Source organism: Streptomyces sp. NPDC049687 (genome assembly GCF_044465285.1).
Classification (GTDB): domain Bacteria; phylum Actinomycetota; class Actinomycetes; order Streptomycetales; family Streptomycetaceae; genus Streptomyces.
Window position 1 is genome coordinate 347,012 of the sequence record NZ_JBITLN010000008.1, and the last position, 17,384, is coordinate 364,395.

Genomic DNA, 17,384 nt, shown 5'->3' on the forward strand with positions numbered 1-17,384 from the left:
CGGCTGCGCGCCAGGAGCGGTGACAAAAGTACCGCCGTCGCGATTGCCCACACGATGCTTATGGCCGCCTACCACATGCTGTCCCACGACGAGCCCTACCACGATCTCGGTCCCGACCATGTCGCCCGCCGTCTGAGCGAAGAAAGCCGACGCAGACGGCTGGTCACCCAGCTCGACGCCCTCGGCTGTCGTCGTGGCTGCGTGCGGACGCGCCGTGTTCGGCTCAACGGCTGTTCCGCCACGTCTACGGTCGCGTAAAGACGGCCTCGCAGTTCATCCCGGGCTGGCCCTACTCCTTCGTGGCCGTGCTGGAGCCGGGTGCCACGTCCTGGACCGCGATCCTGGACGTGGTCCGGCTCGGCCCGGCGGACGACGCGACCGCGGTCACCTCCGCCCAGCTCCGGGGAGTCGTCGAGCGCCTCATCACCGCCGGCCAGTGGCGGGCCGGGGACCCGGACATCATGATCGTCGGCGACTCCGCACCCCGAAGGCGGCGGACCGCTGGACCTGGATCCTGATCGTCGCTCACAACCAGCTCCGGCTCGCCCGTCCCCTCGCCGCCGACCTCCGCCGTGGGAGAAGCCCACCGCCTCCGACCGGCTTACGCCCGCCCGGGTCCGCCGGGGGTTCAGGAACATCCTCGCTCACCTCGCCTGACCTACCCCTGTTCCCCAACCCCGTGGCGTCGGCCCCGGACGGCCACCCGGCGCCAAGAACAGACACCGGGCACCCCGCTACGACGTCGGCAAAACCGTTAAACGCCCCGAGACCCCCAAAGCCATCGGCAAGCCCGGAAGATCTTGGTAGATAAAGAACAAGGTCAGTACGTGCTGCGAAGCCTGATCCGCAAGTAGGCAGCCTGATCCGCGAGTAAGCAGCCTGCTCCGCAGGTAGGCCGAACGGCGGAAGGGCCGCGCTCCCTCATGGGGAGCGCGGCCCGACCGTCGTGGACGGCTCACTTCACATCACTTAAGACCGAACGCCCGCAGTACGGTCTGCTCGATCCGGTTGCCGTCCTTGTCGGCGGCCCGCACACGCAGCGACACGGACTGCGCTCCCTTGGCGGGCTTGAACTTCGCCTTGCCGTTCTTGACCTTCACCTCTTTCCAGGACGTGCCGTCGTCGTAGGAGGCCCACGCCTTCAGGCTGCTCGCCCTGACGATTCCCAGCTGATCGCTGACCGGCAGCCCGATCTCCAGCTCCTTCTTGCCCTCGGCACGGTTGAGGAGGTCGAGCTTCTTCGGGGCGAGGCCGATGGTGAGCAGTGGCAGCGGCGTCTCGGCGTCGGTGTGCGCGGAGGCGAAGGACCATTCGGTGTGGGTGCTCGTCGAGTACGCGGCCCAGTCGGCCCGGCGCTGCACATCCAGTACGAAACGGTACGAGGCGTTGCCCGCCGGTACGTCGAAGGTGCCGTAGCCGCCGAGGAGCGAGTCGCCGACCAGCTGTCCGTCCTTGTACAGCTTGCCCTGCGCGGTGTCCTGGGCACCGTCGACGTATCCGTAGTGGCCCGGTGTGGCGTCGCTCAACTCCGGAACGGAGAGGGTGAGTTTATCCCCGGTGCGCTGGGAGACCCCGTACTCCTCGCTGGCCCCCGGGCGGACGACCTGCCGCAGCCACTCCTCGGCGGGCTCCGTGGTCGCCTTGGTGTAGGTCCGCAGTGGACTCCACTGGGCCTTGCCCGCCTGCCAGTCCGGGTAGACGTTGTGCCAGACACGGGTGTCGGGGTCGACGTAGTTGTACTCGGTGCGCACCGTACCGAGCTGCATGTACTGGCTGCTCTCGATGGCGTAAAGCTGCCAAGGGCGGTACGTGTACACGGTGTCCGTGCCGATCTGGCCGGCCTTGGCCCCGTAGTAACTTGCCCTGGACTTCGTCGTGTTGGAGCTGTCCAGGTGGTACGTCTGGTTCGCCGAGATGGCGCCGCTCTGGGTGGCGAGCAGGTTGTAGACGTACGGACTGACCGGTGTGCCGCCCAGCTTCAGCGTCACCTTCTTGCCGGTCTTCAACAGGCTGGTGAGCCTGGCGCCCTCCTCGCCGGTGGCGATCATGAGCGGGACGCTGGTCGCACGGTCCACGGCGGTGAGCCAGAAGCCTGGGTTCTTGCGGTACGCGATGACATACCCGGCCCCCGCCTTCGTGGCGTTGGCCAGCGCCTCGTCCGCCCACTCGGTGGCGCCGAGTCCGACCACCGCCACCTTGCCCTTGACGTCGAGCCCCTTGAAGTCTGCCTCGGTGCCGCCGCCCGCGTCCACGGCCCGCACCGTGCGGTCACCGCTGATCTTCGTCGGGAAGTCGTTGTACGTCTGGCTGTAGTCGAGCGACAGCGCGTACTTCTCGGGGCTGGTGACGCTCGCCGTCAGCTCCTTCGCGTAGAGCCGGAACTTGGCGTAGAAGTCCAGCGTTCCCTCGGTGACCTTCTTGGTGGGCGCCACGTAGACGTGGTCGGTCCACCAGCCCTGGCTGTAGGTCAGTCCCCAGGCACTGCCCGGGCTGCCCTCCCGGTGCCAGTTGGTGCTGAAGCCCTGGAACTCGGAGTCCTCCTTGGTCTTCGGCTTGATCTCCACCGCCTTGCGGGCGTCGAGGACCACCTCGGTGTCACCGTCGACCTTGATCTCGGGATCGCCGACGACCGAGGTGCCGACGGCCACGCCGCCCGCGTCCCGGTCGGGGATCCAGGTGGCGACGGAGTACGTACCGGCCGGGACCTCCCAGGTCTCGGTGCCGCCCAGGAAGCCGTACTCCTTGGGAATCGCGCCGTTCAGCTCATGGAGCGTGTAAAGCGACGAGCCTGCCGCCTTGCCGTCTCGGCCCAGCAGCGAAACCTTCAGGTCGAACGTCTTGGGCGCCTTCGCGAAGCCGATGGCCGTGGTGAGCCGGACGCCGTCGGCGGTCGCGGTGATGTGGCCGGTGTACTGCCCCTGCTCCTCCTTCGCCGGATCGACACCGACCGGGGCCGCGGCGGTGCCCTTCGCGGGCACAGTGACCGTTTCGGCGGCCGGGGTGACCTTGGGGAGACTCGACGACAGCTTCAACTCCACCGCTTTGTCAGTGGTGTTGGTGAACGTGATGTCCTTGGTGACGACCTCGGTGTCGCCGTCCTCGAACTTTCCGAAGCTCAGTGCGGGGGTCGCGAAGACGCCCTGTCGCACCGCCCGTACGGCGTCCACCCGGCCGTCGCCCTGCTGGAAGGCGTCGGCGTCCGGCATCGTCTTCGCGGTGGTCGCCAGCGCCTGCTTGATCTGCTGGCCCGTCCAGTCGGGGTGGGCCTGCGCGACCAGCGCCGCGGCGCCCGCGACATGCGGGGTCGCCATCGAAGTGCCGTTCGCCGTCGTGTAGTTGTCGTCGACCGGCGTGCCCATGGTGGTGCCGGCGGCGCGTGCCGCGGTGATGCCCACGCCCGGTGCGGTGATCTCCGGCTTGACCGCGTAGTCGCCGAGGCGCGGGCCGCGGCTGGAGAACGAGGCCAGCTTGTCGGACTTGTCGACCGCGCCGACCGTGAGCGCCGAGTCGGCGATGCCCGGGGTGCCCAGGGTCTGCTTGCCCGGTCCCGCGTTGCCCGCCGCGATCACGAAGAGGGTGCCGGTGGACGCGGACAGCTCGTCGACGGTCTCACTCAGCACGTCCGAGGGACCCGAGGCCGTACCGCCCAACGACATCGACACGATCTTCGCGCCGGACTTCGCCGCCCACTCCATGCCCTCCAGGATCCAGGAGGTCTGGCCGCGCCCGTCGTTGCCCAGCACCTTGCCGACCAGTAGCTCCGCGCCCGGCGCGACACCCTTGCGCTTGCCGTCCGAGGCCGCGCCCGAGCCGACGATCGTGGAGGCCACGTGGGTGCCGTGGCCGTGGCCGTCCTGCACCGCCTGGTCCGGCACGAAGCTCTTCGTCTCGGCGATCTTCCCGGCGAGATCCGGGTGGCCGGTGTCCGCGCCCGTGTCCAGGACGGCGATCTTGACGCCCTTGCCGTCGTAGCCCGACTTCCACACTTCGGGCGCGCCGATCTGCGGCACGCTCACGTCCAGGGACGCCTCGACCTTACCGTCGAGCCAGAGTTTGTCGATGCCCTCGCCGAGCCGCTTCGCGGCCTTGGTGGTGGGTTCGGTGCCGAGCGCGGGGGCGATGTCCGACCAGAAGGCGGTGGACTTCTTGGCGCTGAGTGCGGCGCCGTCGATGGTGGGCAGGTTGAGTGTCCGGCGGGCGCCGTCGGGGGTCGTGTTGCCCTTCGTGTAGGTGGCGATCACGGGTGTGGTGCCGGTCTTCGCGTCGGCGTATCCCTGTTTCACGAGCTGGGTGATGTTGAAGAGGGCCGGGTCGAGACGGCCTGCCTGCACGAGCGGGATGGCGTCCGAGGGCAGGACGCTCACCTCGCCGTCCTTCTCGCTGGACAGGAAGGTGGCGGCTTCGCGGCCCTTGCCGCGCCGGACGTCGACGGCGTACTTGCCGTCCGGTCCGGCGCTGAGGGACACGGTGTCGCCGGTGATGAGGGTGACGGTCTGCGTACTCGTGGCGGCGGACCCTGTGATGTCCGGTGTGCTTGTGGCGCGTGACGTGGTGACCGGGGACCGGGGGCCGGCCGTCGCGGGGACGACGGCTCCCGCGAGCAGTCCGGCCGCTCCTGCCGCGGCCCAGAGGGCGTGGAGTCTTCGCATGTGTGGACTTCCTCCCCTGAACTCTGAAAGGGCTTCAGGCCTGGTGGGCCGAAGCCATGGACAGAGTGAACGGTGGGCGGAAGGTGCCTCAAGAGATTCCTGTGGCCGAAGAGTGCCAGTGCATGCTTCGGCCACAGCGATCGACGGCGGCGGGACCGTGCTCCCGAGCAGGTCGCGGGCCCCTTCGCCGCACGGGGCTGAAACGGCCGGCGCCTGCCGCGGCAATAGGGCCTGCCGCGGCAGGGAGGGCCTGTCGCGCCCCTGCACCCAGTCGCGTTGGGAAGCCCGCATCCCCAGCTGGAACCTGCTCGCCGCACCCAGCGCTCGACGCCCACCTCCACCTTCTCGGCCACGGGCGGGCCCGCGGCCAGCGCACCCTTGGAATGCGCCGACTGCCACCGGATGATGAATCTCGTACCGGCGCCTGCCCGACGGCACCAGCCTCTGCCAGACCTGTGCGCCCAAGAACACTCAGACGTGCTGCCGTTGCGGTCGAGTACGCCGGGTCAACGCCCTGACCTCTGACGGGCCGGTCTGCGGCGGCTGCTACTCCAGCCCTGCCCGCCTCTGCGGTGTTTGCGAGCAGATCGTTCCCATCGTCGCCCGGGCCGACGGCTCCAGGCCGGACACCTGCGACCGGTGCTACAAGCGACACGAAGGTGCAGTGGCTGTGCCGAAGCCCGGCCGCCCATCTGCCGGGACGCCTGGCACTCCATCCCGAAACGCTGAACCACAAATCCCTCGACACGCTGCCGCAGCGGGCCGCCACCGCCTACGTGCGTGGGCTACTCGTCATCGACCTCAACGCGACCCTGCCGCAGGCGCCCGGGTACCCGGGGAGCGCCCAGGCCACGGCGCACATCACCATCGCCAAGAGCAGGTGGGAACAGGAGCTCGCGCAGCTGGGCCCGTCCGCCGCGTTCGAGATGGCCGTGCCGTACCCGCTCGGCGATCCGGAGCGGGACGAGGTCGGCCGGACGCTGCGGGAGGCGCAGCGGCTGCTGACCGTGGGCGAGGTCCGGGCGTCGATCCTGGAGGTCAGGCGGGCGCTGGAGTGGGTCCGGGAGAACGTCACCTGGGACAACCCCGGATCGAGGAAGCAAGCCAACCAGTGCAACCAGACCGAGCGGTGGTGGCGGATCCAGGACGCCCTGTACGGCCAGACTTGCGGTGCTCTGCACAACGACGGGGTCACCAAGACCTTCAAGTACGACCGGGCTGAGGCGGAGACGCTCCTGGCGATGACCTCCGCACTGCTGCGGAACGTGCCGGTCACCAGCGCGTGATGGGGCGGCGCCCGCCCCGCGACCGAGACGAGGACCCTATGGCAATTGAGCACAACGGCATTGCAGGCCCCTACTTCGAGTACGACGGACTGCCCGCCCTGCACGTGGTGGATAAGGATCTGCCGCTGATCCATCCGTACGCCCCGGTGGCACCAGGCCGCTACGTCACGCCCGGTGGCGGACGGCTCACCATCCGCCCGGCCGAGATGCGCGCCCACCTCCGGATCACGCTGGACCACCTGGGCTGTCCTGCCCAGCTCACCGACGAGAAGAACGCCGCCTTCAAGCGGCTCGCCCTGGCCGCCGAGGGGTACTGCGTGCAGGCCGGGTGCCGACACCGCGCCGCGTACGCGGACGGGGCGCTGCGCATCTTCGAGGTGCGCAACGGGAGTACCGCGCTCGCCGCGTTCGTACGCGCCGCGCTCGCGGTCGAGCTGGGGGACTTCACCCCCACGGACCGGCTCCTGCGGGAGACCGAAGCGCTGGCCGGGCCTGTCCGCCAGGCGGGCGAGGGGGCCAGGCCAACGGCGGCCAGACGTCACGTGTCCGCTCTTGCGTGTTCCACTTGTCCCTGCACGCCCGGAAGGGCACGCCATTGCGGGTGACCGACAATGGCATGCCCTCCTTCACCTGTCAGAACTACAGCAGGCTGGATTCACCGGATCAGTTGCTCACGCTCCACCAGGGCGTGTCGGAGCCACCTCCGCCACCTCCGCCCCAGTCGCCGCCCGCGCCGTCCAGGCCGCCCCAGTCGGAACTGCCCCAGCCGTCGCTCCAGTCACCACCGCTCCCGTCACCACCGCTCCCGTCACCACCGCTCAAGTCACCGTCGCACATGATGCCCCCGCAGCCCCCGTCGTTGGAAATCCAACCGTCGACACCACCGTCCTCGGTGCCGTCCTGGTCGTGGAAGCTGTCACCGATCGCGCGTTCGCAGGACTGGTCGTCCCCACAGGCGAACATCTGGTTCATGATGTCGTCGAACGCCGCGTCGTTCTGGGCCTTCGCGATGCATGCCGCGTTTCCACCGCAGCTCGCGATCCACCAGGCGAGATCTTTCGCCCGCTCCTCCTGCGCATTCATCCAGGGGTCGGCTCCCCCCGCATGGACGGCACGGTAGTAGCCGTTGGCGATGAGCGCGCACTCGATGCCCTCGGCTCCGTCGGGGCAGCTGTTGAACGTGTTGTTGAAGAACTGCGTGTCACAGAATGATCTCGCCATGCCGGCGCCGTAGCAGAAGTCGTGCGCGTTGCAGGCGCCTTCGAAGGCGTACCCGAGCGGGTTGTTGGGGATGACGTAGCTGGATATCCCGCCTGCCGGCCCGCACCCGTTGGGCGTAGGTACGAAGAGGCCGCTGGGGTCGCTCAGGTTGACCGGGTTGTCGTTGGCGTACGCGTACGGCTGCCGGGTCTGGGTGACCGCCGGGTCGCGGCTGATGAACTGTGCCGTCTCGGGGTCGTAGTAGCGGGCCCGCATGTAGTAGAGACCCGTGGTCGAGTCGAGGTACTGCCCGGCGAACTGGAACGGGTTGTCCGAGGTGCCGGTGCGGCTCTTCGTCACACCGTCGGCGGTGAACTCGTACGTGCTGTTCACCGTACCGTCCTGGTTGGTCAGGACCCGAGTGCTGCCGATCTGGTCGTGGAAGTAGTACACCGCGGTGGTGCCGTTGATCTGCTCCAGGGGCAGGCCACCCGGACCCGTGATGTAGGAGTTCGAACCGTCGGCGATGATCGTCGGCAGGCCTTCGACCACGTTCCAGCTGTACGCGCGGGTCTGGTTGTTCGCGCCGGTGTACTTGCTCACCCGCAGACCGTCACCGTCGTAGGCGAAGGTGTGCGTGCCGGTGTTCGTCAGGCTGGTCAGCTGGCCGGCCTGGTCGAAGCCGTAGGCGGTGGTCGCGCTCGGGGTGGTGCGCTTGGTGCGGTTGCCTGTGGGGTCGTAGGTGTAGCTGGTGCTGGCGCTGCCGGTGACCGAGGAGGTCAGCTCGCCGGCGACGTCGTAGGTGAACTTGGTGGCGCCGGTCGTGGTGCGGCGGTCGGCCGCGTCGTAGCCGAGCGCGGTGCCTTCGGCAGAGGTCAGCCGGTGCGTGGGGTCGTAGGCATACGCCTTGCTGTCCTCGGCCGTGATCATGCCTGCCGTGTCGCGGGTGTATCCCAGCCGCTTGAGCACGGTGGCGCCCTTGTTCAGGCTGAGCACCGTGTTCTGGTCGGCGGCGTCGAAGGCCGCCCTGATCACGTTGCCGTTGCCCAGCGTGGTGGTGGTCAGGTTCGAGTTCGCGTCGTAGCCGAACCTGTTGATGTGACCGAGCCAGTCCGTCACCGAAGTGAGCCGGCCGGCCGCGTCGAATCCGCGGGTGACCTTTGATCCGCTCGGGTAGGTGAGCGCGGTCAGCAGCCCGCGCTTGTCGTACCCGTAGCCCACCGTCCGCCCGGCACCGTCCTTGCGGCTGGTCAGCCGGTCGAGGTCGTCGTAGGCGTACGTCGTCGTGCCGGTGCCGTCGGTCATCGAGGTACGCCGGCCGGCCGCGTCGTACACCGTGGCGGTGACCTCGTTGGTCGTCGTGTCCGAGAACTTCGTGGTCACCTTCCGGTCGAGCCCGTCGTAGGTGTACGTGGTGGTGCGCCCGGAGGGGTCGACCACGGTGGACGGGTTGTTCGTCGCGTCGTACGTGGTGGTGGTCCTGCGGCCCAGGGGGTCGGTGACGCTCACCACCCGGCCCTGGCTGTCGTAGCCGTAGGTGGTGACCTTCCCCAGCCCGTCGGTCTGCGTGAGCACGTTGCCGTCGGCGGTGTAGGAGGTCTTCGACGTGCGCGCCACCCCGGTGCCGACACCGGCCGTCACCGTCGTGGGCTGGTCCGCGGCGTCGTAGGAGGTGGTGGTCACCGTGCCGGACGGTTCGGTCAGCTTCACCACGTTGCCGTCTGCGTCATAGGCGGTGCGGGTGATCCGGCCGAGCGGGTCGGTGACCGCGTTCACCCGCCCCATAAGGTCCACGGTGTACTTGGTCACCGCACTGTTGGGAGCCGTGCTGCTGACCTGCCGACCCAGCGAGTCGAACGCCTCACGGCTGACATTGCCCAGCGGATCGGTCGTCGACGTCTGCATGCCGTAGGCGTCATAGCCGTACCTCCACACCTTGCCCTCGGTATCCGTCGTCGAGGTCAAGTCACCGGGATGGTTGGCGTCGCCGTAGGTGTAGCTGGTCGTGACCGCCCCGCGGGTGGTCTTGACGAGGTTGCCCTTCGCGTCATAGGTCTGGGTGGTGGTGTGGCCCAGCGGATCCGTCGTTGACAGCGTCTTGTTGGTGTCGCTGTACGTCGCCCTGGTGACCTGCCCCAGCGCGTTCGTGACCGACGTCGCGTTGCCGTTCTCGTCGAAGACCGCCGTGGTGGTGTGGTTCTTCGGGTCGACCGTCTTGGTGATGCCCCGCAGCTTCGGGTCGTAGCTGTAGGACCAGCCGTTGTCACCGAGCTTGTGCTGGATGATGGCGCAGTACCGGAAATAGTCCGTCGATGACACTCCGCCAGGGGTGGTCACCGTCGTGTACTTGTTCGGACAGTAGTCGCCCGTGTCCTGGGGGGTGTAGCTGTACTTCGTCACGCGGCCCAGCGGGTCGGTCTGCGAGGTCACCTCCGTGTAGGCGACTCCCCTGAACGGGACCGTCCCGTAGGCGATCTTCGTCACGCCGCCCCTGGGGCTGGTCACCGAGGTCAGGTGATGCGCGGAGTCGTACCCGTACTTGGTCACGTTGCCGCCCAGGTCCGTGACCGAGACCAGGTTGCCCGACGCGTCGTACCCGTAGCTCGCCGACCGGCCGGCGGGATCGGTCACCTTCGAGATGTGCGATCCGCTGTACGTCAAGGTCAGCCTACGACCGGCCGTGTCGGTCATCGCGACCGGCAGGTCGTTGGAGAGGGTGAAGGTCACCCCCATTCCGGTCTCATCTTTGATGCTGGCCGGCCAGCCGGCCGGCAGGCCGTTGTTGCCGTCTGGAGGAGTGTTGAAGACGATCTTCGTCTGATCGTGACGGATGAGTTGGTAGGTGTTACCGACGGCCACGAGCTTCTGGCCCCACTTGCTGGTCCGCTCGCTCCCCTTGACGTTTTCACCGCTGAAGCGGGTGTAGTTGCCGTGCTCGTCCCACAGGCCGCCAGGAAGATATGTGGGGTCGTGGCCGGCGACCAAGACTTGCTCCCAGTTGACCCTCGGAATCGAGCCCGTCCAGCCGTAACCGAACAGTCCCAGATCAGAAGCCGCGCTCGTAGAGTTGTATGTGCGACCGAGGCTTGCTGGTATGCCGCGTCCAGGCAGGCTGAGATCAGTCTCGGACATCCACAGGTTACCGGTGGCGAGCGTCACCGGAATCCGGCCTGCGGAAGGGGACGTGGAGAGGTTGGGCTTGTCCAGCAGGCCGGGCCCCTTCATCGTCGAGTAATCGTAGGAGTAACCAGCATCGGGCGGCGCCCCGGGCGCGGGCACGGTAGCCTCCGCCACCGGCGCGTTGCCCAGCACCGGCAGGCCCACCGTGACGAGCAGCGCTGTCAACGCAAGCCATGCTCGGGACCGCCGCCGCGGCTCGCCCGGTCTGGGCTTGCCGCGCGGCGGCGCAAAGCCATACATCTCCACCTGACATCTCCTTCGCTTGTCGCTGACGTCTTCCGGGCCGACTGCCCGAGCGATGGGGAAGAAGGTTTCATCGAGAAGGCCATGCGGGCATCGGGGGATCCACGTAGGGGAACCACGTAAAGGTCCTCCGTGTGCTGGCGTGCTGACTGCGAGGGCACGCGTGAACTGATCGAAGAACCTCGCCCGTGCGCAACCGATGATCCACCGGTGAGGCGCTGTCTGCACGAGCCAGCCTCCACCAGCGTGGCTGATCTACGTCGCATGTACGGGATGGCGTTCGAACTCACCTTTCCCGCCAAGAACTACCTCATCGTCAAGAAGTAGCGGCACGTCGGACTGGGCCTGCTCGACGGTGCCAGCCGTGCGCGGTCGCCCGCCACAGCTGCCGGTCGGCCCTTGACGAGGGTCTGGGTTGGGGTGAGGGGGTGAACCGGAGAGTGTTGACACTGGCTGGTCGGCCGCCTCGCGCAGGAAGCAGCCCAACGTGAGGCTCAGCGTCCGGTGTGCGGCGACTGCGGACAGAAGTTCACCGATGACCGGTGGAAGGCCAGCATCGCGGTCGACTGGGGCTGCGGGGACAGCCACCCGCACCTGTGCGACGACTGCAAGGCAAGGGCGCTCGAGGCGGAGCGGCAGGCGGAACAGGCCGAACGCGAGCGCCAGGAGCGGGAGTTCCAGGAGGAGGCGGCGCAGGCCGCGAAGGCCGGCGGCTGGCTCGGACGCTGGCGCAGCTGCGGGCAAGCCACCCCTGGCAACGCGAGGGCTTGCCCAAGCGCCCCTTGGGCAAGCCCTCGTTGTCGGTGGCGGTTGCCAGGCTGGACGACATGGACAGCGACGATGAGAAAGCTGCTACGAGGCCGGATCTACGGCACCGACCACGACCACCCGGGCCCGAAGCCGGGACGCAGCTACGCCGAACTGGTAGGCGGGCCGCTGGACGGATTGCTGCTCGACATCACCGGCTGGAGGCCGGAGGAGATCGACGACGGGGTCTCCCTCCTCACGGAACTCGGGCAGTTCGGCCCCGGGGGCCGCGCGCTGTACCACCCGCGCCCCGGCGACCCGACCCGCTGGAACTGGGCAGGCGACAGCCCCTGACCACCTGCACTCGGTCGGGTGAAGACACCACCGCTGCGGAACCCGCCCGGCACCCCAGGCGTAGTGCCGTAACTGGACCCCATCAACGAGGCGCACGTCAGCAGGCCGGGGCTGGTCGTCGTCGACGTCGCGGCCGCCGACGGCGCCAACGCCCTCGCCTTCCAGCAGCTGCTCGCCAAAAGGTGGGCAACGGCGACCGCGGAGCGCACGACGCGTGACGCCGGCGAGCCCGGCGTACGGCTGCGCTGCTACCGCATGTTGCCCCTTTGGCCTGCACGGCTGCGTGACCGAGATCGCGCCCGTGCGTGGGGCTACGTCAGCTGGAACGATAGGCGAGGGATGAGTTCAGGCGCAGGGGTCTTCTGTGCAGGTCCTTGCCCGGACCCCGCATGCGGACGCTGCCTGCGGCCGTCAGGCTCCAGCGGCTGCGGCGCGGTCGCGGTTGGCGCGGATGTCGTCGTGGTGGTCGGCGGCCCAGCCGATCAGGGGCGTGACGATCTCGTGCAGGCTGCGGCCCAGCGGGGCGAGGGTGTACTCGACGCGCGGGGGTACTTCGGCGTAGGCGGTGCGGGTGATCAGGCCGTCCTGCTGGAGCTGGCGCAGGGTGAGGCTGAGCATACGCTGGGAGATGCCGGGGACCTGGCGTTGCAGGTCGGTGTAGCGCAGCGGGCCGGACTGCAGGACGGCGATCAGCAGCAGGCTCCATTTGTCGCCGATGCGGTCCAGGATCTGCCGGATAAATGCCATGTGGTCTGCGGGAATGGCTGCGCACGGCCCGATCGTCGCAGTTCCCACGATGTCGGCCTCGCTGGTCGTCCCCATGACGCACATTCCTCTCCGGCACGCACATGGATGTGCCTTTTGTAACGGCTTCCATACTGGTCCATCATGGCGTTACGCACAAGTCGTAGGAATTGGAGCTCCATGGTGAAGGTAGATATTTGGTCCGAGGTGACCTGCCCGTGGTGCGGTCTGGGCAGCCACCGTGTGGAGCGAGCCCTGGCACGGTTCGAGCATGCCGACGAGGTGGAGGTGGTCCACCACTCCCTCCCGCTCGGCGGCGTCCCCGAGGGAAGCACCTTCTCCGTCCGTGACTTTCTTCTGCGCAAGCACGGCGCCGAGGCGGCGGCCCAGCAGATCGAGGCGCTGGCGCACAGCGAGAGCCTGAGCCCGTACCGGGTGCTGGACAACCAGGTCGGCAACACCGACCTGGCCCACGAATTCCTCGCCCACGCCTCCGCCCAGGGCAAGAACCGCGAGGCATGGGACACGATCTTCCGCGCCTACTTCGGCAAGGCCCAGCCCGTCTTCTCCCTGGAGGACCTGCTGAAGCTCGCGGACGAACTCGGCCTGGACCGCGAGCAGACCCGCCAGGTTCTCGAACGGCGCCGCTACCGGCAGCAGGTGCAGGACGACGCCCGCCAGGCCCAGCGCCTGGGCGCGCGCGGCGCCCCGTTCATCGTCATCGACGGCCGCTACGGCGTCCCCGGCGCACAGGACAGCGACACCCTGCTCGACCTGCTGCGCACGGCCTGGACCGACACCCACCCGGTCACCCCCGCCGCCGGCGACGCCCCGGTCTGCGGCCCCGACGGCTGCGCCGTCCCCGAGCGCACCTGACCCTGCCGCCCCCTCACCCTTCTCACCGCCCCACCGGCCTCGGCTCACCCTTCAAAGGCCCTCATGTCGTACCTGCTGCTGCACATTGACGCCTCCTCGCTCAGCGAGGCATCCGTCTCCCGCAAAGGTCGCCCAGTCCTTCCGCGCCGAATGGCAGGGCCCGGTCGTCCACCACGACCTCGCCGTCTCACCCGTACCCCACCTCTCCGCGGCGGTCATCTCCGCCCGGATCACCGACCCCGCTCAGCACACCCCGGAACAGGCCGAGGCAGCCAAGCTCCAGAAGGAGTTCAAGGTCCGCCTCACAGTCACCGCCAGCGGCAAGTTCCAGCCGGTCGCCTATGACACCCTCGTGACCATCGGCCGGATCGTCCGCGAGTCCGGACTGAAGTGGACCATCGTCCGCTTCCCGCTGCTGCCCAACGGCCCGGAGACCGCCTCCATCAACGTCCGCAAGGTCGGCGACAAGGGAGGACTGCGCCTGTCCCGGGCCAACGCCGCCGCCTACTACCTCCAGCAGCTCACCGACGTCTCCTTCCTCGGCTACCGGCGACACGGCAAGAGCAGCCCCGGCTGAGTGAGCCGACCGACTCCTCTCTGACTGTTCAAAGTGTCGCTGATCGAGCGCGAGGCCGCCCGCCCCGGCCAGGAGGCCGGACGGGCCATGCAGCGTGGCGAACCGACCGGCTTCCCGGCTCCCACGCCGACCGGACCACATGGCGAGCTGCGCCGACGCAGCCGTCCCGCGTCCTCGACACCGGATTTTCCCTCACCAACACCACTTCACCTGGAGTTTCTTCATGTCCCAACCCTCCGGCGACACGCTTGGAACGACCACTGTTTCCACCCACCCGCCCGCAGACTCATCACATCGCCATCGTTGGTGGATCCTCAGCGTCATCTCCGTAGCCCAGCTGATGGTGGTCCTCGACGCGACCATCGTGAACATCGCCCTCCCCTCCGCGCAGAAGGACCTGGGCTTCTCCGACGGCGACCGGCAGTGGGTCGTCACCGCCTATGCGCTCGCCTTCGGCAGCCTGCTCCTGCTCGGTGGCCGCATCGCTGATCTCTTTGGCCGCAAGGCGACCTTCCTGGCCGGGCTGGTCGGCTTCGGCGGCACCTCCGCCTTGGGAGGCGCCTCGACCAGCTTCGAGATGCTCGTCGTCGCGCGTGCCGGGCAGGGCCTGTTCGGCGCCCTGCTCGCCCCGGCGGCGCTGTCCCTGCTGACCACGACCTTCACCAATGCCAAGGAACGAGCCAAGGCCTTCGGCGTCTTCGGCGCTATCGCCGGTGCCGGCGGCGCCGTCGGCCTGCTGCTCGGCGGCGTGCTGACCGAATACCTCGACTGGCGCTGGACCCTCTACGTCAACCTCGCATTCGCCGCCATCGCCTTCGTCGGTGGTGTCCTTCTGCTGCAGCGCACCACCCGCGACAAGACCGCCACCCTCGACATCCCCGGCGTCGTACTCGTCAGCGCTGGCCTGTTCGCCCTGGTCTATGGCTTCTCCAACGCCGAGACCCACGGCTGGAACTCCACGCCCACCTGGGGCTTTCTGGCCGGCGGTGTCGTTCTGCTCGGCGTGTTCGCCTGGTGGCAGACCCGCTCCACCTATCCCCTGTTGCCCCTGCGGGTCCTGCTCGACCGAAACCGCGGCGCCTCCTTCCTCACCATCCTGATCACCTCCGTCGGCATCTACGGAGTCTTCCTCTTCCTCACCTACTACCTGCAGCAGAGCCTCGGCTACACCCCCATCAAAACCGGACTGGCCTTCCTGCCCATGGTCATCGGACTCGGGGTCGCCGCCTCGCTCGCCTCCACGGTGCTGATCCCCCGCATCGGCCCCAAGACAACCGTGCCGCTGGGCATGGGCACCGCCATCGCCGGCATGGTCTGGCTGACCGCCCTCGACCTCCACAGCAGCTACCCGACGGACATCATGCTTCCGCTGCTCGTAGCGGGACTCGGCCTCGGCCTCGTCATCGCCCCGGGACTGGCCCTGGCAACCGCCGGCGTGCGCGCCGAGGACGCCGGCGCCGCCTCCGCCGCAGTCAACACCATGCAACAGGTCGGCGGCTCCCTGGGCACCGCGCTGCTCAACACCCTCGCCACCAGCGCCGCCACCGACTACCTGGCCGACAAGAACCCCAAGGACCCCGCCGTCCTCGCTCAGTCCAGCCTGGAGGCCTACTCAACCGCGTACTGGTGGTCGGCCGCCTTCTTCACGGCCGGTCTGATCATCACCGCCGTCCTCTACCGGCGCGGCGTACCGGCCACCGACCCCGACGCGACCTCCGTCGTGCACATGTGAGTCACCGAAATTCCCGTCGCCCTTGGCGGGTCCCTGATGTTCACCTCGCGGAGCCATCAGCGCGACGAAGACCACGTTGGCGGGCCGGTCACGATCCGCCGGATAAATGCCATCTGGTCTGCGGGAATGGCTGCGCACGGCCCGATCGTCGCAGCTCCCACGGCGCCGCTACCGGCAGCAGGTGCAGGACGACGCCCGCCAGGCCCAGCGCCTGGGCGCGCGCGGCGCCCCGTTCATCGTCATCGACGGCCGCTACGGCGTCCCCGGCGCACAGGACAGCGACACCCTGCTCGACCTGCTGCGCACGGCCTGGACCGACACCCACCCGGTCACCCCCGCCGCCGGCGACGCCCTGGTGTGCGGCCCCGACGGCTGCGCCGTCCCCGAGCGCACCTGACCCTGCCGCCCTCTCACCCTTCTCACCGCCCCACCGGCCTCGGCTCATCCTTCAAAGGCCCTCATGTCGTACCTGCTGCTGCACATTGACGCCTCCTCGCTCAGCGAGGCATCCGTCGCCCGCAAAGGTCGCCCAGTCCTTCCGCGCCGAATGGCAGGGCCCGGTCGTCCACCGCGACCTCGCCGTCTCACCCGTACCCCACCTCTCCGCGGCGGGCATCTCCGCCCGGATCACCGACCTCGCTCAGCACACCCCGGAACAGGCCGAGGCAGCCAAGCTCCAGGACGAACTCATCGACGAGTTCCTGGGCGCCGGCGCCTACCTGTTCACCGTGCCGATGTACAACCTCTCGATGCCGTCGGTGTTCAAGGCGTGGCTGGACCAGATCATGGTCGACGGCCGCACGCTCGACTTCGCCAACGGCGCCCCCAACGAGGGCAGGGACCACCTCGTCCCCACGCTGGAGACCATCCTGGGCTGGTCCCACACACTCGGACTCGACGTGACCTCGGTGACCCCCGAGCTGACCGTGGCCCCCGCCGTCCCCGCGATGGCCGCCCTCATCCCGGTGCACGAGGCATCCCTGGCCACGGCACACGACCAGGCCGGCCGACTGGCCAAGGACATCGCCCAGCAGTCCGCCTGATCCGCCCCGCACGTCACGCGGTCAACACCACCGATCCTCCGAACCAACCTCTCCACGCTGTGAAGGAATGAACCTCATGCGCGTCACCGCCTTCGGCGGAACCGGCCGCACCGGTCTGCTCCTGATCAACCAGGCCCTGGCCGAGGACCACGAGGTCACCGCCTACGCCCGCACCCCCTCGAAACTGCCCACGCCCCCGATGACGTGCTGGCCTAAGCGGCCCTCGGCATACGCGACGATCTTGCCCCGCAGGTGGTACCTCGGCAGGTCGAAGTCGACGACGTCGAGGCCCTCCAAGGGTCCGGCCTGCTCGGGAGCCAAACCCGCGTACCAGCGGTCGGCAGTGGTCTGCCACACATCGATCACCGCGCCGGGCAGCGGCTGGCCCGAGGTCGACCGTACGACGCCGGAGACGATCAGGGGCCCCCGGCACATAGGCAGGCCCGGTCGTCATCCACGTGGAGGCGCCGTCCTTCTCCGGGTTTGCGTAGGCCCGGCCGTACGTGGCCTCCAGCGGGCGAGTGGCGATGAGCATGGTCGCCGTCAGCATGAAATCCCCCGACTCGACCAGCTTCGTCACCCAGGCGATGGCCAAGCCCAGTTCCTCAGCCGTGATGCCGTGCCGGAGCGCCACATCCCCGAACGCCTTCTGCAGATCGTCCACCACGCCGCGCTGATGACGGCGTCCGCGCCGGTCACCGCCTGGCGAACGGCGGTGTGTCGAACAGTTCACCCGTGACCGTGGTGAAGTTG

General features: G+C 68.6%; 12 protein-coding genes and 5 pseudogenes. 12 read left to right on the top strand and 5 right to left on the bottom strand.

Going from position 1 to position 17,384, the window contains the following annotated elements; genetic code table 11:
* Positions 1-60 precede the first annotated feature (60 nt).
* Both ACIBVL_RS25505 and ACIBVL_RS25510 read left to right on the top strand, forming a co-directional pair.
* Positions 61-258 (top strand): hypothetical protein, encoded by a 198-nt coding sequence (locus ACIBVL_RS25505; RefSeq protein WP_399100105.1) that lies wholly within the window; start codon positions 61-63, stop codon positions 256-258.
* A pseudogene (locus ACIBVL_RS25510) lies at positions 186-807 on the top strand (transposase); the annotation flags it as partial. The gene ACIBVL_RS25505 and the pseudogene ACIBVL_RS25510, both read left to right, overlap by 73 nt.
* Positions 808-965: 158 nt before the next feature.
* On the opposite strand, the gene ACIBVL_RS25515 reads toward ACIBVL_RS25510, so the two are convergent.
* Complete coding sequence (locus ACIBVL_RS25515) at positions 966-4,649, bottom strand: S8 family serine peptidase (RefSeq protein ID WP_399100106.1); 3,684 nt, start codon at positions 4,647-4,649, stop codon at positions 966-968.
* 659 nt (positions 4,650-5,308) lie between these two features.
* Between ACIBVL_RS25515 and ACIBVL_RS25520 the strand changes: the two genes are divergently transcribed.
* Positions 5,309-5,935, top strand: coding sequence for a hypothetical protein (locus ACIBVL_RS25520; RefSeq protein ID WP_399100109.1), 627 nt, complete (start codon positions 5,309-5,311; stop codon positions 5,933-5,935).
* A gap of 38 nt (positions 5,936-5,973) precedes the next feature.
* Complete coding sequence (locus ACIBVL_RS25525; protein ID WP_399100111.1) at positions 5,974-6,540, top strand: DUF6420 family protein; 567 nt, start codon at positions 5,974-5,976, stop codon at positions 6,538-6,540.
* Positions 6,541-6,598: 58 nt separating this feature from the next.
* Here the strand turns inward: ACIBVL_RS25525 and ACIBVL_RS25530 are convergent, their stop codons facing one another.
* Complete coding sequence (locus ACIBVL_RS25530; protein WP_399100416.1) at positions 6,599-10,120, bottom strand: RHS repeat-associated core domain-containing protein; 3,522 nt, start codon at positions 10,118-10,120, stop codon at positions 6,599-6,601.
* Positions 10,121-10,162: 42 nt separating this feature from the next.
* Positions 10,163-10,555: pseudogene (locus tag ACIBVL_RS25535) on the bottom strand (DUF6531 domain-containing protein); the annotation flags it as partial.
* An 843-nt stretch (positions 10,556-11,398) separates the two neighbouring features.
* Here ACIBVL_RS25535 and ACIBVL_RS25540 point away from each other — a divergent pair.
* Positions 11,399-11,659 (top strand): hypothetical protein, encoded by a 261-nt coding sequence (locus tag ACIBVL_RS25540; RefSeq protein ID WP_399100113.1) that lies wholly within the window; start codon positions 11,399-11,401, stop codon positions 11,657-11,659.
* Between the two features lie 111 nt (positions 11,660-11,770).
* Positions 11,771-11,851 (top strand): annotated as a pseudogene (locus tag ACIBVL_RS25545) (DUF6207 family protein); the annotation flags it as partial.
* A gap of 219 nt (positions 11,852-12,070) precedes the next feature.
* Here the strand turns inward: ACIBVL_RS25545 and ACIBVL_RS25550 are convergent.
* Positions 12,071-12,406 carry a winged helix-turn-helix transcriptional regulator gene (locus ACIBVL_RS25550; RefSeq protein ID WP_399100115.1) on the bottom strand — a complete coding sequence of 112 codons (336 nt, stop codon included), beginning with the start codon at positions 12,404-12,406 and terminating at the stop codon, positions 12,071-12,073.
* 177 nt (positions 12,407-12,583) lie between these two features.
* Here ACIBVL_RS25550 and ACIBVL_RS25555 point away from each other — a divergent pair, with 177 nt between their 5' ends.
* The 6 genes and pseudogenes from ACIBVL_RS25555 to ACIBVL_RS25580 all read left to right on the top strand — a co-directional run.
* On the top strand, positions 12,584-13,279 hold the full coding sequence (locus tag ACIBVL_RS25555; protein ID WP_399100117.1) for a DsbA family protein: 696 nt from the start codon (positions 12,584-12,586) through the stop codon (positions 13,277-13,279).
* Positions 13,280-13,364: 85 nt separating this feature from the next.
* Positions 13,365-13,856, top strand: coding sequence for an NAD(P)H-binding protein (locus ACIBVL_RS25560; RefSeq protein WP_399100119.1), 492 nt, complete (start codon positions 13,365-13,367; stop codon positions 13,854-13,856).
* A 223-nt stretch (positions 13,857-14,079) separates the two neighbouring features.
* Positions 14,080-15,588, top strand: a complete 1,509-nt coding sequence (locus ACIBVL_RS25565) for an MFS transporter (RefSeq protein WP_399100121.1) — start codon at positions 14,080-14,082, stop codon at positions 15,586-15,588.
* Between the two features lie 106 nt (positions 15,589-15,694).
* A complete protein-coding gene (locus ACIBVL_RS25570; protein WP_399100123.1) occupies positions 15,695-15,985 on the top strand; it encodes a DsbA family protein in 291 nt (96 codons plus the stop codon).
* Between the two features lie 63 nt (positions 15,986-16,048).
* A pseudogene (locus tag ACIBVL_RS25575) lies at positions 16,049-16,631 on the top strand (FMN-dependent NADH-azoreductase).
* 76 nt (positions 16,632-16,707) lie between these two features.
* A pseudogene (locus ACIBVL_RS25580) lies at positions 16,708-16,776 on the top strand (hypothetical protein); the annotation flags it as partial.
* 17 nt (positions 16,777-16,793) lie between these two features.
* Here the strand turns inward: ACIBVL_RS25580 and ACIBVL_RS25585 are convergent.
* Positions 16,794-17,066 carry a hypothetical protein gene (locus ACIBVL_RS25585; RefSeq protein WP_399100430.1) on the bottom strand — a complete coding sequence of 91 codons (273 nt, stop codon included), beginning with the start codon at positions 17,064-17,066 and terminating at the stop codon, positions 16,794-16,796.
* Positions 17,067-17,384: the final 318 nt, after the last annotated feature.